Here is a 17,648-nt window from a genome sequence, read left to right on the forward strand (position 1 = left end):
GACCGACGAAAGGTTTGAACGATGTATGCACAGATGGTGAAATCCACCGGCGAGGGGGTCCGCTCCCTCGACGAGATGGACCCGCAGGAACGCGCCTTTCAGGAGCGTATTGATGCAGGCGGCAAGATCGAACCAAAGGACTGGATGCCGGACGGCTATCGCAAGACGCTGGTCCGCCAGATCGGGCAACATGCCCATTCCGAAATCGTCGGTCAGCTGCCCGAGGGCAACTGGATCACCCGCGCGCCCACGCTTGAGCGCAAGGCGATCCTGCTGGCAAAAGTACAGGACGAGGCCGGCCACGGCCTCTACCTCTATTGCGCGGCGGAAACGCTGGGCGTCACCCGCGACCAGATGACCCGCGATCTGTTGTCGGGCAAGATGAAGTATTCGTCGATCTTCAACTACCCGACCCTGACATGGGCCGACATGGGTGCCGTGGGCTGGCTGGTGGACGGCGCCGCGATCATGAACCAGGTGCCGTTGCAACGCACGTCTTACGGCCCCTACGCCCGCGCAATGGTCCGCATCTGCAAAGAGGAATCGTTCCACCAGCGCCAGGGCTTTGACATCATGATGAAGATGGCCCGCGGCACGCCCGAACAGAAGCGTATGGCGCAGGATGCGCTGAACCGCTTCTGGTATCCCTCGCTGATGATGTTCGGCCCGTCTGATGCCGACAGCGTCCACTCGGCGCAGTCGATGGCGTGGAAGATCAAGATGAACTCGAACGACGAGCTGCGGCAGAAGTTTGTCGATCTGACTGCTCCGCAGGCCGATTACCTGGGCCTGACCATTCCCGACGAAAATCTGAAATGGAACGAGGAAAAGGGCGGCTACGACTTTTCCGAACCCGATTGGGACGAATTCTTTGACGTGCTCAAGGGCAATGGCCCCTGTTCGGTCGAGCGCCTGGAAGACCGCAACCGCGCCTGGGACGAGGGCCGCTGGGTCCGCGAGGCCATGCTGGCCCATGCCGACAAGAAACGCGCAGCCAAACTCGCAGCGGAGTAACCGATATGAGCAGCCCTGAATCCAGCGCCTATGAAAACACCGAAGCCGCCCCGCACGGCGGTCCTCGGCGCACCGAATGGCCCCTGTTTGAGATCTTTATCCGTGGTCAGCATGGCCTAAGCCACCGGCACGTCGGGTCGCTGCACGCCCCCGACGCGGAGCGCGCCATGCAGAACGCCCGCGACGTTTACACCCGCCGCAAGGAAGGTGTCAGCATCTGGGTCGTCGAGGCCAGCAAGATCACCGCGTCGTCCCCTGACGACAAGGGGCACATGTACGATCCTGCGGATGACAAAGTGTACCGCCATCCGACATTTTTCGACATTCCCGAAGAAGTGGGGACCATGTGATGGCCACCGACGCGCAATTGTTCGAATGGCTGTGCCGCATGGGCGACAACGCCCTGGTCTTGGGCCACCGCGTGTCTGAATGGTGCGGCCATGCGCCCGTTCTGGAAGAGGACATTGCCCTTGCCAACACGGCACTTGACCTGATCGGCCAGACGCAACTGTGGCTGGGATTGGCGGGCGAGGTCGAGGGCGCGGGCCGTGACGCCGACGCGCTGGCCTATCGCCGCGACGTGCTGGATTTCCGCAACCTGCTGCTGGTCGAACAGCCTAACCGCGATTTCGGCCACACGATGATGCGCCAGTTCCTGTTCGACGCATGGCACATCGAAATGCTGAGCGCGCTCAAGGGACATGACCACGAACAGATCTCTGCCATCGCGGAAAAGTCGCTGAAAGAGGTGACCTATCACGCCGAACGTTCTGCCGACACGGTGATCGCACTGGGCGACGGCACCGAAGAAAGCCACACCCGCATGCAGGCCGCGCTGGACCGTCTGTGGCCCTATGTGGGTGAGATGTTCCTATCGGATGACACCGACCGCGCCGTATGCGACCCCGCCCCTCTGCGCGCGGCGTTCGATGCGCGCGTCAACGCCGTTCTGGCCGAGGCAACCCTGACCCGCCCCGACAGTGATTTCGCCCACAAGGGCGGCAAGACGGGCGTGCGCCACACCGAACATCTGGGCCACATGCTGGCGGTAATGCAGTTCCTGCCCCGCGCCTACCCGGACGCACAATGGTAACTGTCCAGCCTTCTGTCGCGGATGTGTGGGAGTGGTTGGATGCCGTCCCCGACCCCGAGATTCCGGTGATCTCGCTGGTGGATCTGGGGATCATCCGCGATGTGGCATGGCAAGACGACACGCTGATCGTCACCGTGACACCCACCTATTCGGGATGCCCCGCAACGACGATCATCAACCTGGACATCGAAACCGCCCTGCGCGGCCACGGCATCGAAAAGCTTGAACTGAAACGCCAGCTTTCGCCCGCGTGGACCACCGACTGGCTGTCAGAAAAAGGCCGCGCCAAGCTGGAAGACTACGGCATCGCGCCGCCCCAGCCCGCAGGTGGCCCGCAGCAATGCCCGCACTGCAAATCGCAGGCAGTCGAGCGGATCAGCCAGTTCGGCTCGACCCCGTGCAAGGCGCAATGGCGCTGCACCGACTGTCTTGAACCCTTCGACTATTTCAAATGCATCTAGGCTGACCCAATGGCGCAATTCCTTCCCCTGACTGTCACCGACATTCATCACACGATCCGTGACGCGGTGGTTCTGACCCTGCAACCAGAGGACCCCGACGCCTTTGCCTTTACCCAAGGCCAATACCTGACCTTCAAACAGGATTTCGACGGCACCGAGCTGCGCCGCAATTATTCGATCTGCGCCGGTCTGGACGATGGCAAACTGCAAGTGGGCATCAAACGGGTGGACGGCGGGGCGTTTTCGACCTTTGCCAACACCCAGCTGAAGGTCGGTGACACCCTGCACGCCATGCCGCCCTCGGGCAGCTTTCACACCCCGATCGAACCGGACAAGGCGAAGAACTACCTTGGCTTTGCGGGTGGCTCCGGCGTGACCCCCGTGCTGTCGATCCTGCGCACGGTGATGACCCGCGAACCCGACAGCACCTTTACCCTGATCTACGCCAACCGCGCGGTCGGCACGATCATGTTCCGCGAGGAACTGGAAGACCTGAAAAACCGCTACATGGGTCGTTTGACCCTGATCCACGTGCTGGAAACAGGCCAGGACATCGACCTGTTCACCGGCCGCGTCGATCAGGACAAATGCGCCGCCCTGTTCAAAAGCTGGATCGACATCGGCAGCATCGACACGGCGTTCATCTGCGGACCCGAACCGATGATGCTGGCCATTGCCGACGCGCTGAAATCTCACGGACTGGCCGACGGACAGATCAAGTTCGAGCTGTTCAGCGAAAGCCAGAAGGGCCAGTTGGCCAAGCAGGAAATCAAGGAACGCGCCAAGGGTCAGGCAGGCACCAAAACCACAGTGATCATCGACGGCACCGGCCACCAGTTCGAAATGCCCAAGGATCAATCGGTGCTGGAAACAGCACTGGCCAACGATCTGGATGCGCCGTTTTCGTGCAAGGCGGGCGTCTGTTCGACCTGCAAGGCCAAGGTGACCGAGGGCGAATATGAAATGCTGACCAACCACGCGCTGGAAGACTACGAGGTCGAGGCGGGCTTTGTCCTGACCTGCCAGTGCTATGCGCTCAGCGATACATTGGTTGTGGACTACGACCAGCACTAACAGGGGTTTCCCATGCAACATGTACATTCTTTTGCCGCCGGTCAGTGGATTGCTCCGGGGGCCGGTGCGCGGTCCATTGCCTCGGCCATCACCGGCGACGTGATCGCAGACGCGGGCAACGATGCGCTGGATGTGCAGGCAATGCTGGCCTATGGCCGCGATGTGGGTGGTCCTGCCTTGCGCGCGCTGACGTTCCACGACCGCGCCAAAATGCTCAAGGCGTTGGCGCTGCACCTGCGCGAACATCGGACCGCGCTCTATGATCTGAGCTATGACACGGGCGCAACAAAGTCCGACCATCAGATCGACGTGGACGGCGGCATTGGCACGATGCTGGTCTATGCCTCGAAAGGGCGGCGCGATCTGCCCGATGCGCATGTTTATCTGGACGGTGTGCCCGAACAGTTGGGCCGTGCGGGTGCCTTTATGGGCCAACACATCTGCACCCCGCTGCAAGGCGTCGCGGTGCACATCAACGCGTTCAACTTCCCCGTCTGGGGCATGTTGGAAAAGCTGGCCCCGACCCTGTTGGCCGGCCTGCCCGCGATCATCAAACCCGCCACCGCCACCTGTTATGTCACCGAAGCCTGTGTGCGACTGATGCTGGACAGTGGCCTGTTGCCTGCAGGCGCGCTGCAACTGGTGTCGGGCGGTCTGGGTGACATGCTGGACCATGTCGACTGCCAGGACGTGGTGACATTCACCGGCTCCGCCGACACGGCGCTGAAACTGCGCGGCAATGCCAACATCCTGTCCAACAGCGTGCGCTTTACCGCCGAACAGGACAGCCTGAACGCATCCGTCCTTGGCCCCGACGCCGTGCCCGGCACGCCCGAGTTCGACCTGTTCGTCAAGGAAGTCCAACGCGAGATGACTGCCAAGGCGGGCCAGAAATGCACCGCCATCCGCCGCATCATGGTCCCGCAAGCCCACGAACAAGCAGTGATCGAGGCGATATCGGCCCGACTGACCAAGGTCACTATCGGCGATCCGCGCGACGCGGCGACCGGCATGGGGGCGCTTGTCTCTGCCGCCCAGAAACGCGATGTGCTGGACAAGGCCGCCGCCATCGGCGCCGAAGCAACCCGCGTGTTCGGCGACCCCGACGATTTTGCCATGTCAGGCAGCAAGGGCGCGTTCGTGCCGCCGATGCTGTTCCACTGCGCCGACCCCGACACCGCCACCCGTGTGCACGACACCGAGGCGTTCGGCCCCGTGTCCACCGTCATGGGCTACCGCGACCTGGACCACGCGATTGCGCTGCTGAACCGTGGCCAGGGCTCGCTCGTGGCATCCGTCATCACCCATGACGGCGACGTGGCCCGCGCCGTGGCGATGGGCGCAGGCGCGTTCCACGGGCGGATCTATTTCAACAACCGCGACAGCATGGCCGAGGCCACAGGCCACGGTGCGCCCCTGCCCCATATGGTGCACGGCGGACCGGGCCGCGCAGGCGGCGGCGAGGAATTGGGCGGCAGCCGGGCGGTCATGCACTATTTGCAGCGCACCGCCATTCAGGGCAGTCCCGACATCCTGACCGCCGTTGGCAACCGCTGGGTGCCGGGTGCGACCGAACATGCGGACAAACCGCACCCTTTCACGCGCGTTTATGGCGATCTGGAACTGGGCGATACTTTCAACTCGCCGTCGCGCACGATCACGCTGGACGACATCGAAACCTTTGCGCATTTCACCGGCGATACGTTCTATGCCCACATGGACGACGCGGCGGCCAAGGCGAACCCGTTCTTCCCCGGTCGCGTGGCCCATGGCTATCTGCTGCTCAGCTTTGCGGCGGGCCTGTTCGTACAGCCCGACCCCGGCCCTGTTCTGGCCAACACCGGTCTGGACAACCTGCGCTTTATGAAACCGGTACAGGCCGGTGACAGCATCAAGGTGCGCCTGAGCGTCAAAGCCAAAACCCCTCGCAATAACGAATATGGCGAGGTACGCTGGCACGTGACCCTGACCAATCAGGACGACGAACAAGTGGCTGAATACGAACTGCTGACGATGAATGCCTTCTGATCCCTACAGCGCCGCGCTGAACATCCTGACCGCTACCGGAACACAGCGGGTGTGGTCGGTGCTGGTCAGCGTGTTCGGCGATCTGGCCCGCCACGAGGGCGAGGGCATCGACGGCCCCGTGCTGACCGCGTTGATGGCCGAGGCACAGATCAAACCCGAAGCAACCCGTGTCGCCCTGCACCGTCTGCGCAACGACGACTGGATCACCTCGGTCAAGTCGGGACGCACCAGCCACCACAGCCTGACCCGCACGGGCCGTCGGCTGAGCCTGGCCGCCAGCGCGCGCATCTACAGCACCCCCGTCGAGGCGGCCCAAGGCTGGCAACTGGTGCTGCTGGAAACAGCCACATCGGAATCCCGCGAACAAATGGAAGCGCAGGGCTTTGCCCCGCTTGCACCGCGCCTGTATATCGGCGCGGACACCGCGACCCCTCCGGCCGGTACGCTGGCACTGCCCGCCACCACCGCCCCCCGCTGGCTGGGCGCACAGTTCGAGCCCAAGGACCTGAGCCAGGACTATGCCGCCCTGTATGAGCGTCTGGCGGCTCTGGATGCGCTGAAACTGGACGCCGCTGCACTGAGCCCCATCCAGATCGGCGTGCTGCGGTCGCTGATCGTGCATGGCTGGCGGCGGCTGGTGTTGAAACACCCCGACCTGCCCCCCGACGTCTATTCCGACGCATGGCGCGGCCACGACTGCCGCGCGCTGGTCACCGGCCTGTTGGCCCGCCTGCCCCGGCCTGCGCTGTCTGCTCTGCACGACTAGGCAAAAGCGCAAACTGGCGCAAATACGCGGCATGTGCTTTCCCGCCGCCCAATGCCGCGCTATAGCACTGGCATGACGAATTATTTGCACACCTCGGATTTGCCCGACGATCTTGACCTTGGCCCTGTCGTCGCGATTGATTGCGAGACGATGGGCCTGAACCCGCACCGCGACCGGCTGTGCGTGGTGCAGCTGTCTGCCGGTGATGGCAATGCTCACATGGTGCAGATCATGAAGGGCCAGACAGAGGCACCCAACCTCTGCGCCCTGCTGGAAGATCCCGAAGTTCTGAAGCTGTTTCATTTCGGACGCTTTGACATCGCGGCCATGCTGAACACCTTTGGCGCGGTCGCCGCCCCCGTCTATTGCACCAAGATCGCCAGCAAGCTGGTGCGCACCTATACCGACCGGCACGGGCTGAAAAACCTGGCCCAGGAACTGCTCGGCGTCGACATCTCGAAGCATCAGCAAAGCAGCGATTGGGGGGCCGCCAAGCTGACCGATGCGCAACTGGACTATGCCGCATCCGACGTGCTGTATCTGCACCGGCTGCGCGAGGCGCTGAACAAACGCCTGCTGCGCGAGGACCGGATGGACATCGCACAGGCTTGCTTCGACTTTCTGCCAACACGCGCCAAACTGGACCTTGCAGGCTGGCCCGACACGGACATTTTTGCGCACCTATGACCACTGATACCCCCTTTGTCGACACGGGTCGCCGCGTCATCGCCATCGAAATGCAGGCGCTCAGCCAGCTGCACGACGCGCTGGACGCCAATTTCGCGCGCGCCGTTGACCAGTTGCTGAAAACCACCGGCCGCGTGATTGTTACCGGCATCGGCAAATCCGGCCACATCGCCCACAAGATCGCGGCGACACTGGCCAGCACCGGCACGCCCGCCCAATTCGTCCACCCCGCCGAGGCCAGCCACGGCGATCTGGGCATGGTCACCAGCCATGACGCGGTTATCGCCATCTCGAACTCGGGCGAAGCCCCCGAGCTTGCGGACCTGATCGCCTATACCCGCCGCTTTGCGATCCCGCTGATCGGCATCACCAGCCGCCCCGAAAGCGCGCTGGGCAAGCAATGCGATATCATCGTCACCCTGCCCCGCGCCGAAGAGGCTTGTGGCACCGGCATTGTTCCCACCTCGTCCACCACAATGACGCTGGCCGTGGGCGATGCACTGGCCGTGGCGCTGATGGAACACCGCGCCTTTACCGCCGAGGATTTCCGCGGCTTTCACCCCGGTGGCAAGCTGGGCGCGCAACTGAGCCGCGTGGCCGACCTGATGCACAGCGGCGACGCGTTGCCGCTGGTGACCGAAGACACCGGCATGGGCGATGCGCTGATCGAAATCAGCCAGAAAAGCTTTGGCGTGGTCGGCGTGACAGACGCCAGCGGCGCGCTGGTCGGGATCATCACCGACGGCGACCTGCGCCGCCATCTGGACGGGCTGATGTCCCTGACCGCCCGCGACGTGATGACCGCAGCCCCCACCACCATCGGCCCCGATGCGCTGGCCGAGCAGGCCGTGGGCGTGATGAACACCCGCAAGATCACATGCCTGTTCGTCACCGATCAAAAGACAGCGCCGACTCCGCTGGGCCTGTTGCACATCCACGACTGCCTGCGCGTTGGTCTGGGTTAAGGCGGGGCGATGGACTGGTATTCAAAACTGGTCGCCACGCTCAAGGTGCTGTTGCCCCTGATCGCCCTGGCCTTGCTGTCGACGCTGTTTTTGCTCTCGCGCACCGTCGATCCGGTCAGCACCATCCCCTTTGCCGACGAAGACGTGCGCGACCGCATGGAACAACAGCAGATCACCGGCCCGTTCTTCTCGGGCGCGACCGAGTCGGGCGACAGCCTGTCGTTTTCCGCAGCCAAGTTGACCACCAGCACCAACAACCGCAACGAGGCCACCGACGTCACCGCCAAAGTGGACATGGTCGATGGCACCCGCATTGACCTGGTGGCCGATGTCGCACGGTTGAACCTGGTCGCGTCCAAGATGGACCTGTCCGGCAATGTGGTCATCACCACCTCGACCGGGTTCAAGATTGCCTCGGACGCGCTGATGGCCAATCTGGAAACGGCAACGCTGACCTCGCCGGGACAGGTACAGGCGCAAAGCGGGTTTGGCGACCTGACGGCAGGACAGATGATCATGTCCGGCAGCCGCGGCGGTGGCCCGTCCCAATTGGTTTTCACAAACGGTGTGAAGCTGGTATACGATCCTAAACAAACAGATGAGTAAACTATCGTGAACGCATTCCGTGCCCTGTCCACCGCCCTGTTGCTGTGCTGCGCCGCGCCTGTTCTCGCACAAGGCACGAACGTCACTTTTGGTGCCATCACCCAGGACACGTCGCTGCCGGTCGAGGTGACTGCCGACAATCTGGCCGTCGATCAATCCTCGGGCACTGCGGTTTTTACTGGTAATGTGATGATTGGCCAGGGCGAGATGCGCCTGACAGCGGCGCGGGTTCTGGTCACCTACAAATCGCAGAACGCAGGCATCGCCAAGCTTGAAGCAACGGGCGGCGTGACGCTGGTCACCGGCGAAGATGCCGCCGAAGCCGAGCGCGCGGATTACAGCATTGATTCGGGCGAGATTGAAATGTCGGGCAACGTGCTGCTTACCCAAGGCAACAGTGCGCTGACGGCGGAAAAGATGTTCGTGAACCTGCGCGACGGCACCGCCCGCATGTCGGGCCGGGTCAAGACGATCCTGCAAACCGGAAACAACTGATCCATGTCGGCCCCTGATCTGTCCATCGCAGCCGCCAATGACGGGCTGCACATCTCGCATTTGCGCAAATCCTACCGCAAGAAAGTCGTCATTCGTGACTTTTCCATGCATCTGGATCGCGGTGAGGTTGTGGCACTTCTGGGGCCAAACGGGTCGGGCAAGACCACGACGTTTTACGCCATCGCAGGCCTTGTCACACCAGAGGGCGGCACGGTCAAAGTGGACGGCACCGATGTGACAACCCTGCCGATGTACCGCCGCGCCCAGATGGGCATCGGCTACCTGCCGCAGGAAATGAGCATCTTTCGCGGCCTCAGCGTGCAGGACAACATCTCGGCCATCCTCGACATCACCGAAGCCCACCGCCACAAGCGGCGCGAACGGCTCGAAGAATTGCTGTCCGAGTTCTCGATCGAACACCTGCGCCGCGCGCCGGCGCTGGCGCTGTCGGGGGGCGAACGCCGGCGCGTGGAAATCGCCCGCTGTCTGGCTGCGAATCCCAAGTTCCTGCTGCTGGACGAACCCTTCGCCGGCGTTGACCCGATCAGCGTGGGCGACATTCGCCATCTGGTCGCGGACCTGAAAAAACGCGGCATCGGTGTGCTGATCACCGATCACAACGTGCGGGAAACATTGGAAATTGTCGATCGCGCCTATATTCTGCACGAGGGCAAGGTGCTGATGTCCGGTACCCCTGCCGAGGTCGTCGAGAACCAAAACGTGCGCCGCGTCTATCTGGGTGAAAATTTCCGCGTTTCTTAGCCGATTAAAATGTCTTGTCGGCAAAACTTGACCCACTTCACAGTGCTTTTGATTGACAGCAAGACGTGTTTGGGCGCTGAATAGGGTATGGCAAAAGCACTTTTTGAGACTGCTGTGACCTGCGCCTTGAGCAATCAAGCGACGATACTGCATCTCTTTGCTTTGCCTTTTCCCGAGACCCAAAACTAGGCCCCGTGGCGGGCCACGTGCGGCCTGTCGCCCCCAGTCCGGGTCCCTAACCGTGAGGAGAGACAATGCGTTACCAAATCAGCGGCAAACAGATCGACATCGGCGCAGCACTGCAGACACATGTGCAGACAGAGCTGGGCGCGGCAGTCGGAAAATACGCCGACCGCCCGACAGATGCGCAGGTGGTGTTCTCGAAATCCGGTCACGAATTTGTCTGCGAGGCGACGGTCCACCTGTCCACGGGCCTGAACGCCACGGCCAAGGCGCGCGGCACCGAAATCTATGCCGCATTTGAAGCCTGCTGTGAAAAAATGGAAAAACAGCTGCGTCGCTACAAGCGTCGCCTGAAGGACCATCACAAGGAACGCCCCCAGCCGGTTGAACTCTTCGGCGCTTCCTCCTATATCCTCGCCTCCGAGGTAGATGACACATCTCCTGAACCGGATTCGTTGCAACCGATCATCGTGGCGGAGATGGAAACCAAGATACAGTCGCTAAGTGTTGGCGAGGCCGTGATGCAGATGGAGTTGGCGGGTGCGCCGGTTCTTGTGTTTCGGAAAGAAGGACAAGATGGGTTGAACGTTGTGTATCGCCGCGAAGACGGCAATATCGGCTGGATCGATCCATAAGGATTTAACGGCGCCCAGGGCGTCAGAGCAGTGCGAGCCAAAATGGAATTTGCAAAGCTTCTCAAGCCGGAGGCCGTGAAGGTTTTAACCTCGGCCTCCAGCAAGAAACGTCTGTTGCACGAGATCTCTGATCTCGCGCACAGCGCCTATGGCTTGAATGCAAGCCACGTGAACGAGGCGCTGATGGCCCGCGAGGCGCTGGGACCCACCGGCGTGGGCCGTGGCGTGGCCCTGCCCCATGCGCGGCTGGACGGCGTGAACGAAGTCATCGGCGTTTTCGTGGTGCTGGACAAACCCATCGACTTTAATGCGGTGGACCGCCTGCCCGTCGATCTCGCCTTTGCGCTGTTTGCCCCCGAAGATGCCGGGGTCGAGCATCTCAAGGCGCTGGCACTGGTGTCGCGCACCCTGCGCAACACGTCGATCTGCACCAAACTGCGGGCCAACCACGACGCCAGCACGCTGTACACGATCCTGTCCGAGGCGCAGTCGGCCCAGGCGGCTTAAGCCCAGCGCGAGAATCCGAACATCATGTAATCGCGCTGGTAAACATCACTGACCAGCGATTCGATACTGTCGTCATAGATGTCTTGCAACGTGAACGGCCCCGGCTCGGACACCGGCGGCAGTTGCGGCACCTTTTTCACACCGATCTGCGCGGCAATTTCGGCCAGTTCGGCCTGAAGGTTCTCTTCACGGATGATCCGGTCGGGCAATACGAAATCGCCGAAACCCTGCACCGCCTGCGTCTGCGTGCACCATGCCGCATCAACGCGAATCGCAGTCTGACCTGCAAGGTTGCCCTTGAGAAACTCCAGAAACGCAGTGAAGGCACGGTGATGGGCCGCCCGGTCATAGCTGGCGCCCGGCGCCTCTTGGGGGATCGGCAGGGCATAGCGACGGATCAGCGTCTGACGCAGGACGTCATAGCAATCCGGCCCCGGGTTCAGGATACGGTGGCAAAACGCGTGATGCGCCCGCGCCGCCGGATGGCGCAGTACCGTGAAACTGCGGTGACCGCGATTGCGGCGCTTCCATTGGCGCAGGTCCTTCTGGCTCATCCTGCGCAGCAGCTCGTCCGCCCCCACACCGTCCAGCGCCGCCATCCAGTCGTAAATCTGATCCTCCGGGCCGCTGCGCATCGGCAAGTACATCAACGGGGACTTGGCAGCGGCCACATAGGTCGGAATCACCGCACCGCGCCGCGGCTCGAAGTTGGGTGTGCGGGTCAGGTTGAAACGGTCCAGCCGGTTCAACGCCTGCGCCATCTCATCCGCGTTGGTCACCTTTTCCGTGATCGGGCTGGGGTTCTGCTTTTTCAGGCTCTTGTCCAGCCCCTCAAGCCGGCTGTCGATGCCCAGATAGGCCGCCAGCCCGTTCATCACCTCGACGCTTTGCAGGTCTTCGTAGGCCACGTAGAATGCGGTTTGCCCCGACACCTGCAAGCGGTTCATCAGCATAACCTGAAAGCTTTGCAGCGCCTCCAGATGGGCCTCGAATTCGGTCGCGTCGAATTCGGCGGCACCTTCCTTGCGCCGTTTGACATCCGTCAGCTTCCACTGCCCCGTGGCCTGCGCAATCTTCCATGACACATAGCTGTCGACCGGATTGCGCGTCAGCACGATCTTGGCACATTTCGGATCATTTACGATCGCATCGAACACCCGCGGATCGTGGTCGTGGAAATAACGAAAGCCGCCCAAACCGTTGGTCTGCTTGCGGATCACGCGAAGGAACCCCTTGGGGTCGGCATCACGGGCGGCTTGGGTCACGCCCAGAATCTCGGTCACATTGGGATAGCCGATGAAATGCGGATTGAACGCCTCGCCGTGGCAGGTGATCCCGTCAAAGGCATTCAGGTTGGTTTCCAGAAAATTTGAACCGGTGCGCATCTCGGCGAACACCACGAAGCAATCGAATTTCTGCGCCATCTTTTATCTTACCAAATAGGGTTTTCGCGGCGCTTCAGACTGCGTTTCAATGCCGCGTTCGACAGGGAAATCCCCCATCAGATAGGGATGCATCCCTTGGTTCTTCAGGTTTTGTAAGAACTGACCAAAGCCGCTGAGGTCGACCATCTTTGGCACTTCGGACAGCCGGCGCTGTTGCGAGGGGCCGATCTCGTCCAGAATACCCTGAAGCGGCTCCATCGGGGCCTCGATGAATTCGGCCATCATCCAGATGCGCACCCGCGCCTTGGTATAGGGCGACCGCAGCACGTTCAGAAAATCGCTTTCGATCTTCTGCAAGGCCGCCGCCTCTTTGCGGATGTCCAGAAAGTTGCGGTTCGACCGGAACAGCGGCACCGCCCACGCGCCACTGATCACCGAAATCTGGGCGTTGGGGTCTTTGGCCATGCGCCAGTTGATCGTCTGGTTGTCCGCCGGTCCAAACTGGAAACACTGCCGTTCGCCGCGCGTGTTCCAGATCAGGTTGGTCAGAAACGCCGCCGCGTTATAGTCGCGCAGCTTTGGTGCCTCGCTCAGCGCGCCGTGGATCGTGGTTTGCCCTTCGGCGAAATGGGCGCGATCCGGTGCGAACAGATGCCCATGCACCCGCGCGCCGGTGGCCTTGGCCAGCCACGGATCAAAGTTCTCGAACACTTCGGAGAAACCGCAGAACACCGAATAGGGCGCAGCTGTCACGCCATTTTCCCAGTCCTCGTTGGGAAACCGGCTTTGCATATACAGGCCTGGCCGCCCGCGTGTCCGGCGGTCCACCGCCTTGGCAAAGATACGGTCGATCTTGCCGGGGTTTGGCTCGGTCCGTTTCATGGCACCGGCGGGATCGGTCAGGAATGCCTCGTACAGGCGGTCGGCATAGGGCCAGATCTTGCGGGCCACGAAACAGTCGGACCGGCGCAGCAGTTGCAGGTGGTCATCGTAGAAAATATGCGGCTTGCCCTGAAAATCGAACTTGGACAGGGTCAGCGACCGGCTTTCAATCTTGATCGCATATTGCCGGGCAAGGGTCTGGAAATAGCTTTCGTCGGGAATCCAGACCTGACGAAAATAGCGGTCGTATTCGGCGCGGTCCGGGTCTTGCAGGATCGCCGACAGGGTCTGCCGCGTCAGGCACCACCACTGCGACCCCATATGTGGCGTCAGCCCGTTGGGAATCCTGCGCCGCAACCGCAGCCTGCGCTGCAACTCCACGTATTTGTCGAACAGGAACCGGTTGCGCTTCCATGAGAAGGGAAACCGCAGGGTGAACCGTTCGTGATCCAGCCCGCCCACCGTCCACGGCACATCCGCGGTCGTGGCGCTTTCGATGAAATCGGTCTGCGGACGCGCTTCAAGGTATTCGATCAGCTCTTCGACCGGGCGCAACGGCAGGCACGACCCCGACGCCAGATAGACATGGCGCACCTGGCGGAACCGCTCCAGCATCAGTTCCGACGCGGCCTGTGATGCCGCAACGATGCCCCATGTGCCCCATTCACAGCGAAAGCGCGTGCTGAACTCGACCGATTTCACATCGGACAGGGACGCCACGAACCGTTCATATGTGGCACGCGGCACGCCCTTGTCCACATGGATCACCACCGGACAGCCCGCCGCCGCCCAGTGCCGGGCAGCCTGTTCGGCGCGGCCCAGTGCGGTGTGCACCAGCATGATGATCCCCACGCTCATGCCCAGTTGCCTTTCGACATCAGGCCCAGGATCTCAAGCTGTCTCCAGTTGATGTATTTCTCGGACCATTTGCACCAGAGATCGGGATCGTCTTTCAGGCTTTCGGCATAGGCCTTGTATTCGACCGACGCGCTGTAATGCTGACCGCGGCTCAACTCTTCTGCCGCTTTTGACGTGAAGGTATCCAGGAACTTGGCATGCAGCAAAACGCCGCTGGCTTTTTCGCCGCCCCATTCGTCATAGACCTGATTCAACCCGCGCGGCAGCAGCATGTGGGTTGAACTGACATAGGCATATCTTTTGTCCCATTTGACCAAGGGCACCTTGTTCAGGGCGGGGGCATTCTCGGGCTGGTCCGCGAAAAAGACACGGGCGCGCGGCCCGCCCTGTATCCACAGGTTGCCAAACAGGCGATTGCGCGACATCGTGTAGTTGCCACTGTCGAACCAGCCTGCAATCTCGATCGGGTTCTGTCCCTGCTGATAGGGATGCGCATCCAGCCGCCCCTTGGGGTACATATCCAGCAACATCGCGCTGAACGATTTGATCGACGAGGCATCCAGCCAATCGGTCAGCGCACGCAGCGGACGGGTGTCGCAGAACGGGTAAATCAGAAATTCATCGGGATCGACCGTCAGGCACCAATGCCCGTGGGCGTGTTTGATCATCAGCCAGTTCAGCCAATCGACACCAAAGCGGGATTTCTTGTAGCTGGCCTTGGCCTGCCAGACCGAGACATCAGGCTGGTCGGCCAGATAATCCGCCGAACCATCGGTGCTGTCATTGTCCACGATGAAGAAATGGTTAACGCCTTGTTCCCGGTAATAGTCCAGGAAGTATGGCAGGCGGATTTTCTCATTCCGCTGTGTCGAGAACAACAGGATATCGTCAGGTCGGATCGTGCTGGTGCGGTCGGCGATACGGGTCAGTTCACGACGTTTGCGAAAGGCACGGATACGCCAACGCTTGCGCTGCAACCTCAGTCTGTATGACTGCCAGACACCCAAAGTTTCTGCCCTTTCCCCGCCGGATACTATCCGGCCCCCAATCGCTTATCATAGCGACCTTAACACGGTGTTGAAGTGTTGGGACCAAGCGGGAGCCTGAAATTGAACTTTTTCCCGCCCCAGTTGCCCAGCTTCTGCCATGTCTTTTAACGTCTTTTCCCACAGATACCGATCATGTGCAGGCAGGTAAACGGGAATATTTCCAAGGATTTCGCGGATCACCGGTAAATCGTTTGCCACCACGGGCACACCCAGCGCCGCCGCCTCGACGGGGGGCAGGCCATAGCCTTCGGCAAAACTGGGAAAAACCAGCCCGCAAGATCCCGCGATCAGCGCCGCAACCGCACCATCAGACAGCCCTGCGCGTTCGATCACGCGGGTGTCGGTGCGGCCATCCAGCCGGGCGAAAACCGCCGCATTGTTCCACCCGCGCGCGCCGCAAATCAACAGCGTCGGGGCATCTGCACCCATCACGTCCCAGACATCCAGCAACAGCGCGTGGTTCTTGCGCGGCTCGATGGTGCCAACGCTGATGAAATAGGGACCGGACGGCGGCAGGTCGTCGGGCAGCAGATCGGGCTGGGGCGTGGTCAGGTCCGTTCCCAGGTGGGCAACAATGCCTTCGGGCACCTTCCCCCACTGGGCCATCACCTGCCCTGCGCGGTGCAATGTATCGGCCGAGTTGCAGATGATCACATCAGCACAGGCTTGCACCCGATGCATCTTGGCGCGAAAGGGTTCGACCGTTTCGGGGCGCTGGAACTGCGGGAACTCCAGCGGGATCACATCGTGGACGAAGACACCAATGCGCCCGCCCAACCCCTGTGCCGCCTGCAACACGCGGTCGGTCAGGTTGGAATGGCCGGTGTTCAGATAGGTCGTGCCCTGCGGCAGATGCTTGCGCAACATTGCCGCCAGCCCGCGCGGCAACGTCCGCGCCATAGCCAGCCTGCGCACCTCTGTTTGCGCCGCCTGCTGCACCGCTGTCTGGCCCCGCGCCAGCCGTGACAACAGGTCGGGCCTGGCCCAGGGCACAGCACCCTCGATCCGCAACACCAGCGACGCCATACCCGCACGGTCAAGCAGTACATATCCCAGCGGAGTACGTACAAGACCAAAGGCCGGGACATCATCCGCCACCAGCCTGCGCAGATAGGCCATCTCGACCCGGTCCACGCCCGTGAGCACGCGCCCAGCCCGACGCACAAGCCGCGTCAGGTCCAGCAGCCGCGCGGGCGGGTTATTTGTCAAAGTGGCCAGTTTGATGCCATCTCCAGGCGTCGGCGATCATGGTGTTCAGGTTCGACCGGTCAGGCTGCCAGCCCAGCTCGGCCACAGCACGGGTTGACCCGGAAACCAGCTTTGTCGCGTCCCCGGCCCGCCGCGCGCCCTCTTTGAACGGCACGGTGCGGTTGGTCACGGCCCGCGACTGGTCGATGACCTCGCGCACGGAAAACCCGCTGCCTGTGCCCAGATTGAACACGCGGCTGCCCTTGCCGTCTTGCAACCACTTCAGTCCCAGAACATGCGCGTCCACCAGATCGCAGACATGCACGTAATCGCGGATACAGGTGCCATCGGGCGTGTCGTAGTCGGTGCCAAAGATGGTCAGCGCATCGCGCTTGCCGTCGATGGCGTCCAGCATCAGCGGGATCAGGTGGGTCTCGGGCTGGTGGAACTCGCCGACCTCGGCCTCGGGGTCGGCACCGGCCACGTTGAAATAGCGAAAGATCACATTGCGCAGCCCGTGGGCCGCTTCGAAATCGCGCAGGATGTCCTCGATCGCACGCTTGGACGCGCCATAGGCGTTGATCGGATACTGTGCGCTGTTTTCATCCAGCACCACATTGTCCTGATCGCCGTAGGTGGCACAGGTGGAGGAAAACACAAAATTCATGCAGGCCGCGTCGACCGCTGCCTCGACCAGGTTCAACGAACCACCGACATTGTTGTGCCAGTAGCGGCCCGGTTGCGACATGCTTTCACCGACCTGACTGAGGGCCGCGAAATGCATGACCGCTACGGGCGTGTATTTGGCAAACACTTCGTCCAGCCGCGCCCGGTCCAACAGGTCGCCCCGTTCGAACGGCCCGAATTTCACCGCGTCCTGCCAGCCGGTCACCAGATTGTCGAACGTCACAGGCACATAACCCGCACGGCGCAACGCCTTGCAGGCGTGCGCGCCGATATAGCCCGCGCCGCCTGTTACCAATACGTGATTGTCCACTTGCAGCCCCCGG

General features: G+C 61.8%; 19 protein-coding genes. 14 read left to right on the forward strand and 5 right to left on the reverse strand.

The annotated features are described in order from the left end of the window. Positions 1-21 precede the first annotated feature (21 nt). The 14 genes from paaA to BUC08_RS12235 all read left to right on the forward strand — a co-directional run bounded on the left by paaA (position 22) and on the right by BUC08_RS12235 (position 11,276). Positions 22-1,014, forward strand: coding sequence for a 1,2-phenylacetyl-CoA epoxidase subunit PaaA (gene paaA, locus BUC08_RS12170; protein ID WP_037922394.1), 993 nt, complete (start codon positions 22-24; stop codon positions 1,012-1,014). Positions 1,015-1,019: 5 nt separating this feature from the next. Further along, complete coding sequence (paaB, locus tag BUC08_RS12175; RefSeq protein ID WP_081780509.1) at positions 1,020-1,364, forward strand: 1,2-phenylacetyl-CoA epoxidase subunit PaaB; 345 nt, start codon at positions 1,020-1,022, stop codon at positions 1,362-1,364. Further along, positions 1,364-2,107 carry a 1,2-phenylacetyl-CoA epoxidase subunit PaaC gene (paaC, locus tag BUC08_RS12180; RefSeq protein ID WP_037922398.1) on the forward strand — a complete coding sequence of 248 codons (744 nt, stop codon included), beginning with the start codon at positions 1,364-1,366 and terminating at the stop codon, positions 2,105-2,107. The genes paaB and paaC overlap by 1 nt, the downstream gene beginning before the upstream one ends. Continuing rightward, positions 2,101-2,568 carry a 1,2-phenylacetyl-CoA epoxidase subunit PaaD gene (gene paaD / locus BUC08_RS12185; RefSeq protein ID WP_037922401.1) on the forward strand — a complete coding sequence of 156 codons (468 nt, stop codon included), beginning with the start codon at positions 2,101-2,103 and terminating at the stop codon, positions 2,566-2,568. The genes paaC and paaD overlap by 7 nt, the downstream gene beginning before the upstream one ends. Before the next feature lie 9 nt (positions 2,569-2,577). After that, the gene (locus BUC08_RS12190; protein WP_037922403.1) at positions 2,578-3,642 is read left to right on the forward strand and encodes a 2Fe-2S iron-sulfur cluster-binding protein; all 1,065 of its coding nucleotides are present in this window, start codon (positions 2,578-2,580) and stop codon (positions 3,640-3,642) included. A gap of 12 nt (positions 3,643-3,654) precedes the next feature. Beyond that, positions 3,655-5,670, forward strand: a complete 2,016-nt coding sequence (paaZ, locus tag BUC08_RS12195) for a phenylacetic acid degradation bifunctional protein PaaZ (protein ID WP_037922406.1) — start codon at positions 3,655-3,657, stop codon at positions 5,668-5,670. Further along, on the forward strand, positions 5,660-6,436 hold the full coding sequence (locus BUC08_RS12200; RefSeq protein WP_037922408.1) for a PaaX family transcriptional regulator C-terminal domain-containing protein: 777 nt from the start codon (positions 5,660-5,662) through the stop codon (positions 6,434-6,436). The genes paaZ and BUC08_RS12200 overlap by 11 nt, the downstream gene beginning before the upstream one ends. Positions 6,437-6,508: 72 nt before the next feature. Beyond that, positions 6,509-7,123: a ribonuclease D gene (locus BUC08_RS12205; RefSeq protein WP_037922411.1), complete on the forward strand. Its 615-nt coding sequence runs from the start codon at positions 6,509-6,511 to the stop codon at positions 7,121-7,123. After that, positions 7,120-8,088 (forward strand): KpsF/GutQ family sugar-phosphate isomerase, encoded by a 969-nt coding sequence (locus BUC08_RS12210; RefSeq protein WP_037922414.1) that lies wholly within the window; start codon positions 7,120-7,122, stop codon positions 8,086-8,088. The genes BUC08_RS12205 and BUC08_RS12210 overlap by 4 nt, the downstream gene beginning before the upstream one ends. Before the next feature lie 9 nt (positions 8,089-8,097). Then, on the forward strand, positions 8,098-8,694 hold the full coding sequence (gene lptC / locus BUC08_RS12215; protein ID WP_037922418.1) for an LPS export ABC transporter periplasmic protein LptC: 597 nt from the start codon (positions 8,098-8,100) through the stop codon (positions 8,692-8,694). 3 nt (positions 8,695-8,697) lie between these two features. Then, the gene (gene lptA, locus BUC08_RS12220) at positions 8,698-9,189 is read left to right on the forward strand and encodes a lipopolysaccharide transport periplasmic protein LptA (protein WP_051693967.1); all 492 of its coding nucleotides are present in this window, start codon (positions 8,698-8,700) and stop codon (positions 9,187-9,189) included. A 3-nt stretch (positions 9,190-9,192) separates the two neighbouring features. Next, positions 9,193-9,951: an LPS export ABC transporter ATP-binding protein gene (gene lptB / locus BUC08_RS12225; RefSeq protein WP_028955693.1), complete on the forward strand. Its 759-nt coding sequence runs from the start codon at positions 9,193-9,195 to the stop codon at positions 9,949-9,951. 254 nt (positions 9,952-10,205) lie between these two features. After that, positions 10,206-10,769, forward strand: a complete 564-nt coding sequence (hpf, locus tag BUC08_RS12230) for a ribosome hibernation-promoting factor, HPF/YfiA family (RefSeq protein WP_037922424.1) — start codon at positions 10,206-10,208, stop codon at positions 10,767-10,769. Between the two features lie 42 nt (positions 10,770-10,811). Next, entirely contained in the window at positions 10,812-11,276 is a 465-nt protein-coding gene (locus tag BUC08_RS12235) for a PTS sugar transporter subunit IIA (RefSeq protein ID WP_028955691.1), read from the forward strand. Here the strand turns inward: BUC08_RS12235 and BUC08_RS12240 are convergent. The 5 genes from BUC08_RS12240 to galE all read right to left on the reverse strand — a co-directional run bounded on the left by BUC08_RS12240 (position 11,273) and on the right by galE (position 17,635). Continuing rightward, on the reverse strand, positions 11,273-12,700 hold the full coding sequence (locus tag BUC08_RS12240; RefSeq protein WP_037922426.1) for a sulfotransferase family 2 domain-containing protein: 1,428 nt from the start codon (positions 12,698-12,700) through the stop codon (positions 11,273-11,275). The two genes, BUC08_RS12235 and BUC08_RS12240, sit on opposite strands and share 4 nt — an antisense overlap. A gap of 3 nt (positions 12,701-12,703) precedes the next feature. Beyond that, complete coding sequence (locus BUC08_RS12245; protein WP_037922432.1) at positions 12,704-14,401, reverse strand: DUF5927 domain-containing protein; 1,698 nt, start codon at positions 14,399-14,401, stop codon at positions 12,704-12,706. After that, positions 14,398-15,384, reverse strand: coding sequence for a glycosyltransferase family 2 protein (locus tag BUC08_RS12250; protein WP_224769822.1), 987 nt, complete (start codon positions 15,382-15,384; stop codon positions 14,398-14,400). The genes BUC08_RS12245 and BUC08_RS12250 overlap by 4 nt, the downstream gene beginning before the upstream one ends. Before the next feature lie 72 nt (positions 15,385-15,456). Continuing rightward, a complete protein-coding gene (locus BUC08_RS12255) occupies positions 15,457-16,659 on the reverse strand; it encodes a glycosyltransferase (RefSeq protein WP_037922439.1) in 1,203 nt (400 codons plus the stop codon). Further along, positions 16,649-17,635, reverse strand: a complete 987-nt coding sequence (gene galE / locus BUC08_RS12260) for a UDP-glucose 4-epimerase GalE (protein ID WP_037922442.1) — start codon at positions 17,633-17,635, stop codon at positions 16,649-16,651. Before galE ends, BUC08_RS12255 begins: the two co-directional genes overlap by 11 nt. Positions 17,636-17,648 lie beyond the last annotated feature (13 nt).

This window comes from Pseudosulfitobacter pseudonitzschiae (assembly GCF_900129395.1).
Taxonomy (GTDB): domain Bacteria; phylum Pseudomonadota; class Alphaproteobacteria; order Rhodobacterales; family Rhodobacteraceae; genus Pseudosulfitobacter; species Pseudosulfitobacter pseudonitzschiae.

Bases quoted from the DNA above. Each gene is read 5' to 3' on its own strand.
- paaA (WP_037922394.1), top strand. From the start codon at position 22: ATGTATGCACAGATGGTGAAATCCACCGGCGAGGGGGTCCGCTCCCTC.
- paaB (WP_081780509.1), top strand. From the start codon at position 1,020: ATGAGCAGCCCTGAATCCAGCGCCTATGAAAACACCGAAGCCGCCCCG.
- paaC (WP_037922398.1), top strand. From the start codon at position 1,364: ATGGCCACCGACGCGCAATTGTTCGAATGGCTGTGCCGCATGGGCGAC.
- paaD (WP_037922401.1), top strand. From the start codon at position 2,101: ATGGTAACTGTCCAGCCTTCTGTCGCGGATGTGTGGGAGTGGTTGGAT.
- BUC08_RS12190 (WP_037922403.1), top strand. From the start codon at position 2,578: ATGGCGCAATTCCTTCCCCTGACTGTCACCGACATTCATCACACGATC.
- paaZ (WP_037922406.1), top strand. From the start codon at position 3,655: ATGCAACATGTACATTCTTTTGCCGCCGGTCAGTGGATTGCTCCGGGG.
- BUC08_RS12200 (WP_037922408.1), top strand. From the start codon at position 5,660: ATGCCTTCTGATCCCTACAGCGCCGCGCTGAACATCCTGACCGCTACC.
- BUC08_RS12205 (WP_037922411.1), top strand. From the start codon at position 6,509: ATGACGAATTATTTGCACACCTCGGATTTGCCCGACGATCTTGACCTT.
- BUC08_RS12210 (WP_037922414.1), top strand. From the start codon at position 7,120: ATGACCACTGATACCCCCTTTGTCGACACGGGTCGCCGCGTCATCGCC.
- lptC (WP_037922418.1), top strand. From the start codon at position 8,098: ATGGACTGGTATTCAAAACTGGTCGCCACGCTCAAGGTGCTGTTGCCC.
- lptB (WP_028955693.1), top strand. From the start codon at position 9,193: ATGTCGGCCCCTGATCTGTCCATCGCAGCCGCCAATGACGGGCTGCAC.
- hpf (WP_037922424.1), top strand. From the start codon at position 10,206: ATGCGTTACCAAATCAGCGGCAAACAGATCGACATCGGCGCAGCACTG.
- BUC08_RS12235 (WP_028955691.1), top strand. From the start codon at position 10,812: ATGGAATTTGCAAAGCTTCTCAAGCCGGAGGCCGTGAAGGTTTTAACC.
- BUC08_RS12240 (WP_037922426.1), bottom strand. From the start codon at position 12,700: ATGGCGCAGAAATTCGATTGCTTCGTGGTGTTCGCCGAGATGCGCACC.
- BUC08_RS12245 (WP_037922432.1), bottom strand. From the start codon at position 14,401: ATGAGCGTGGGGATCATCATGCTGGTGCACACCGCACTGGGCCGCGCC.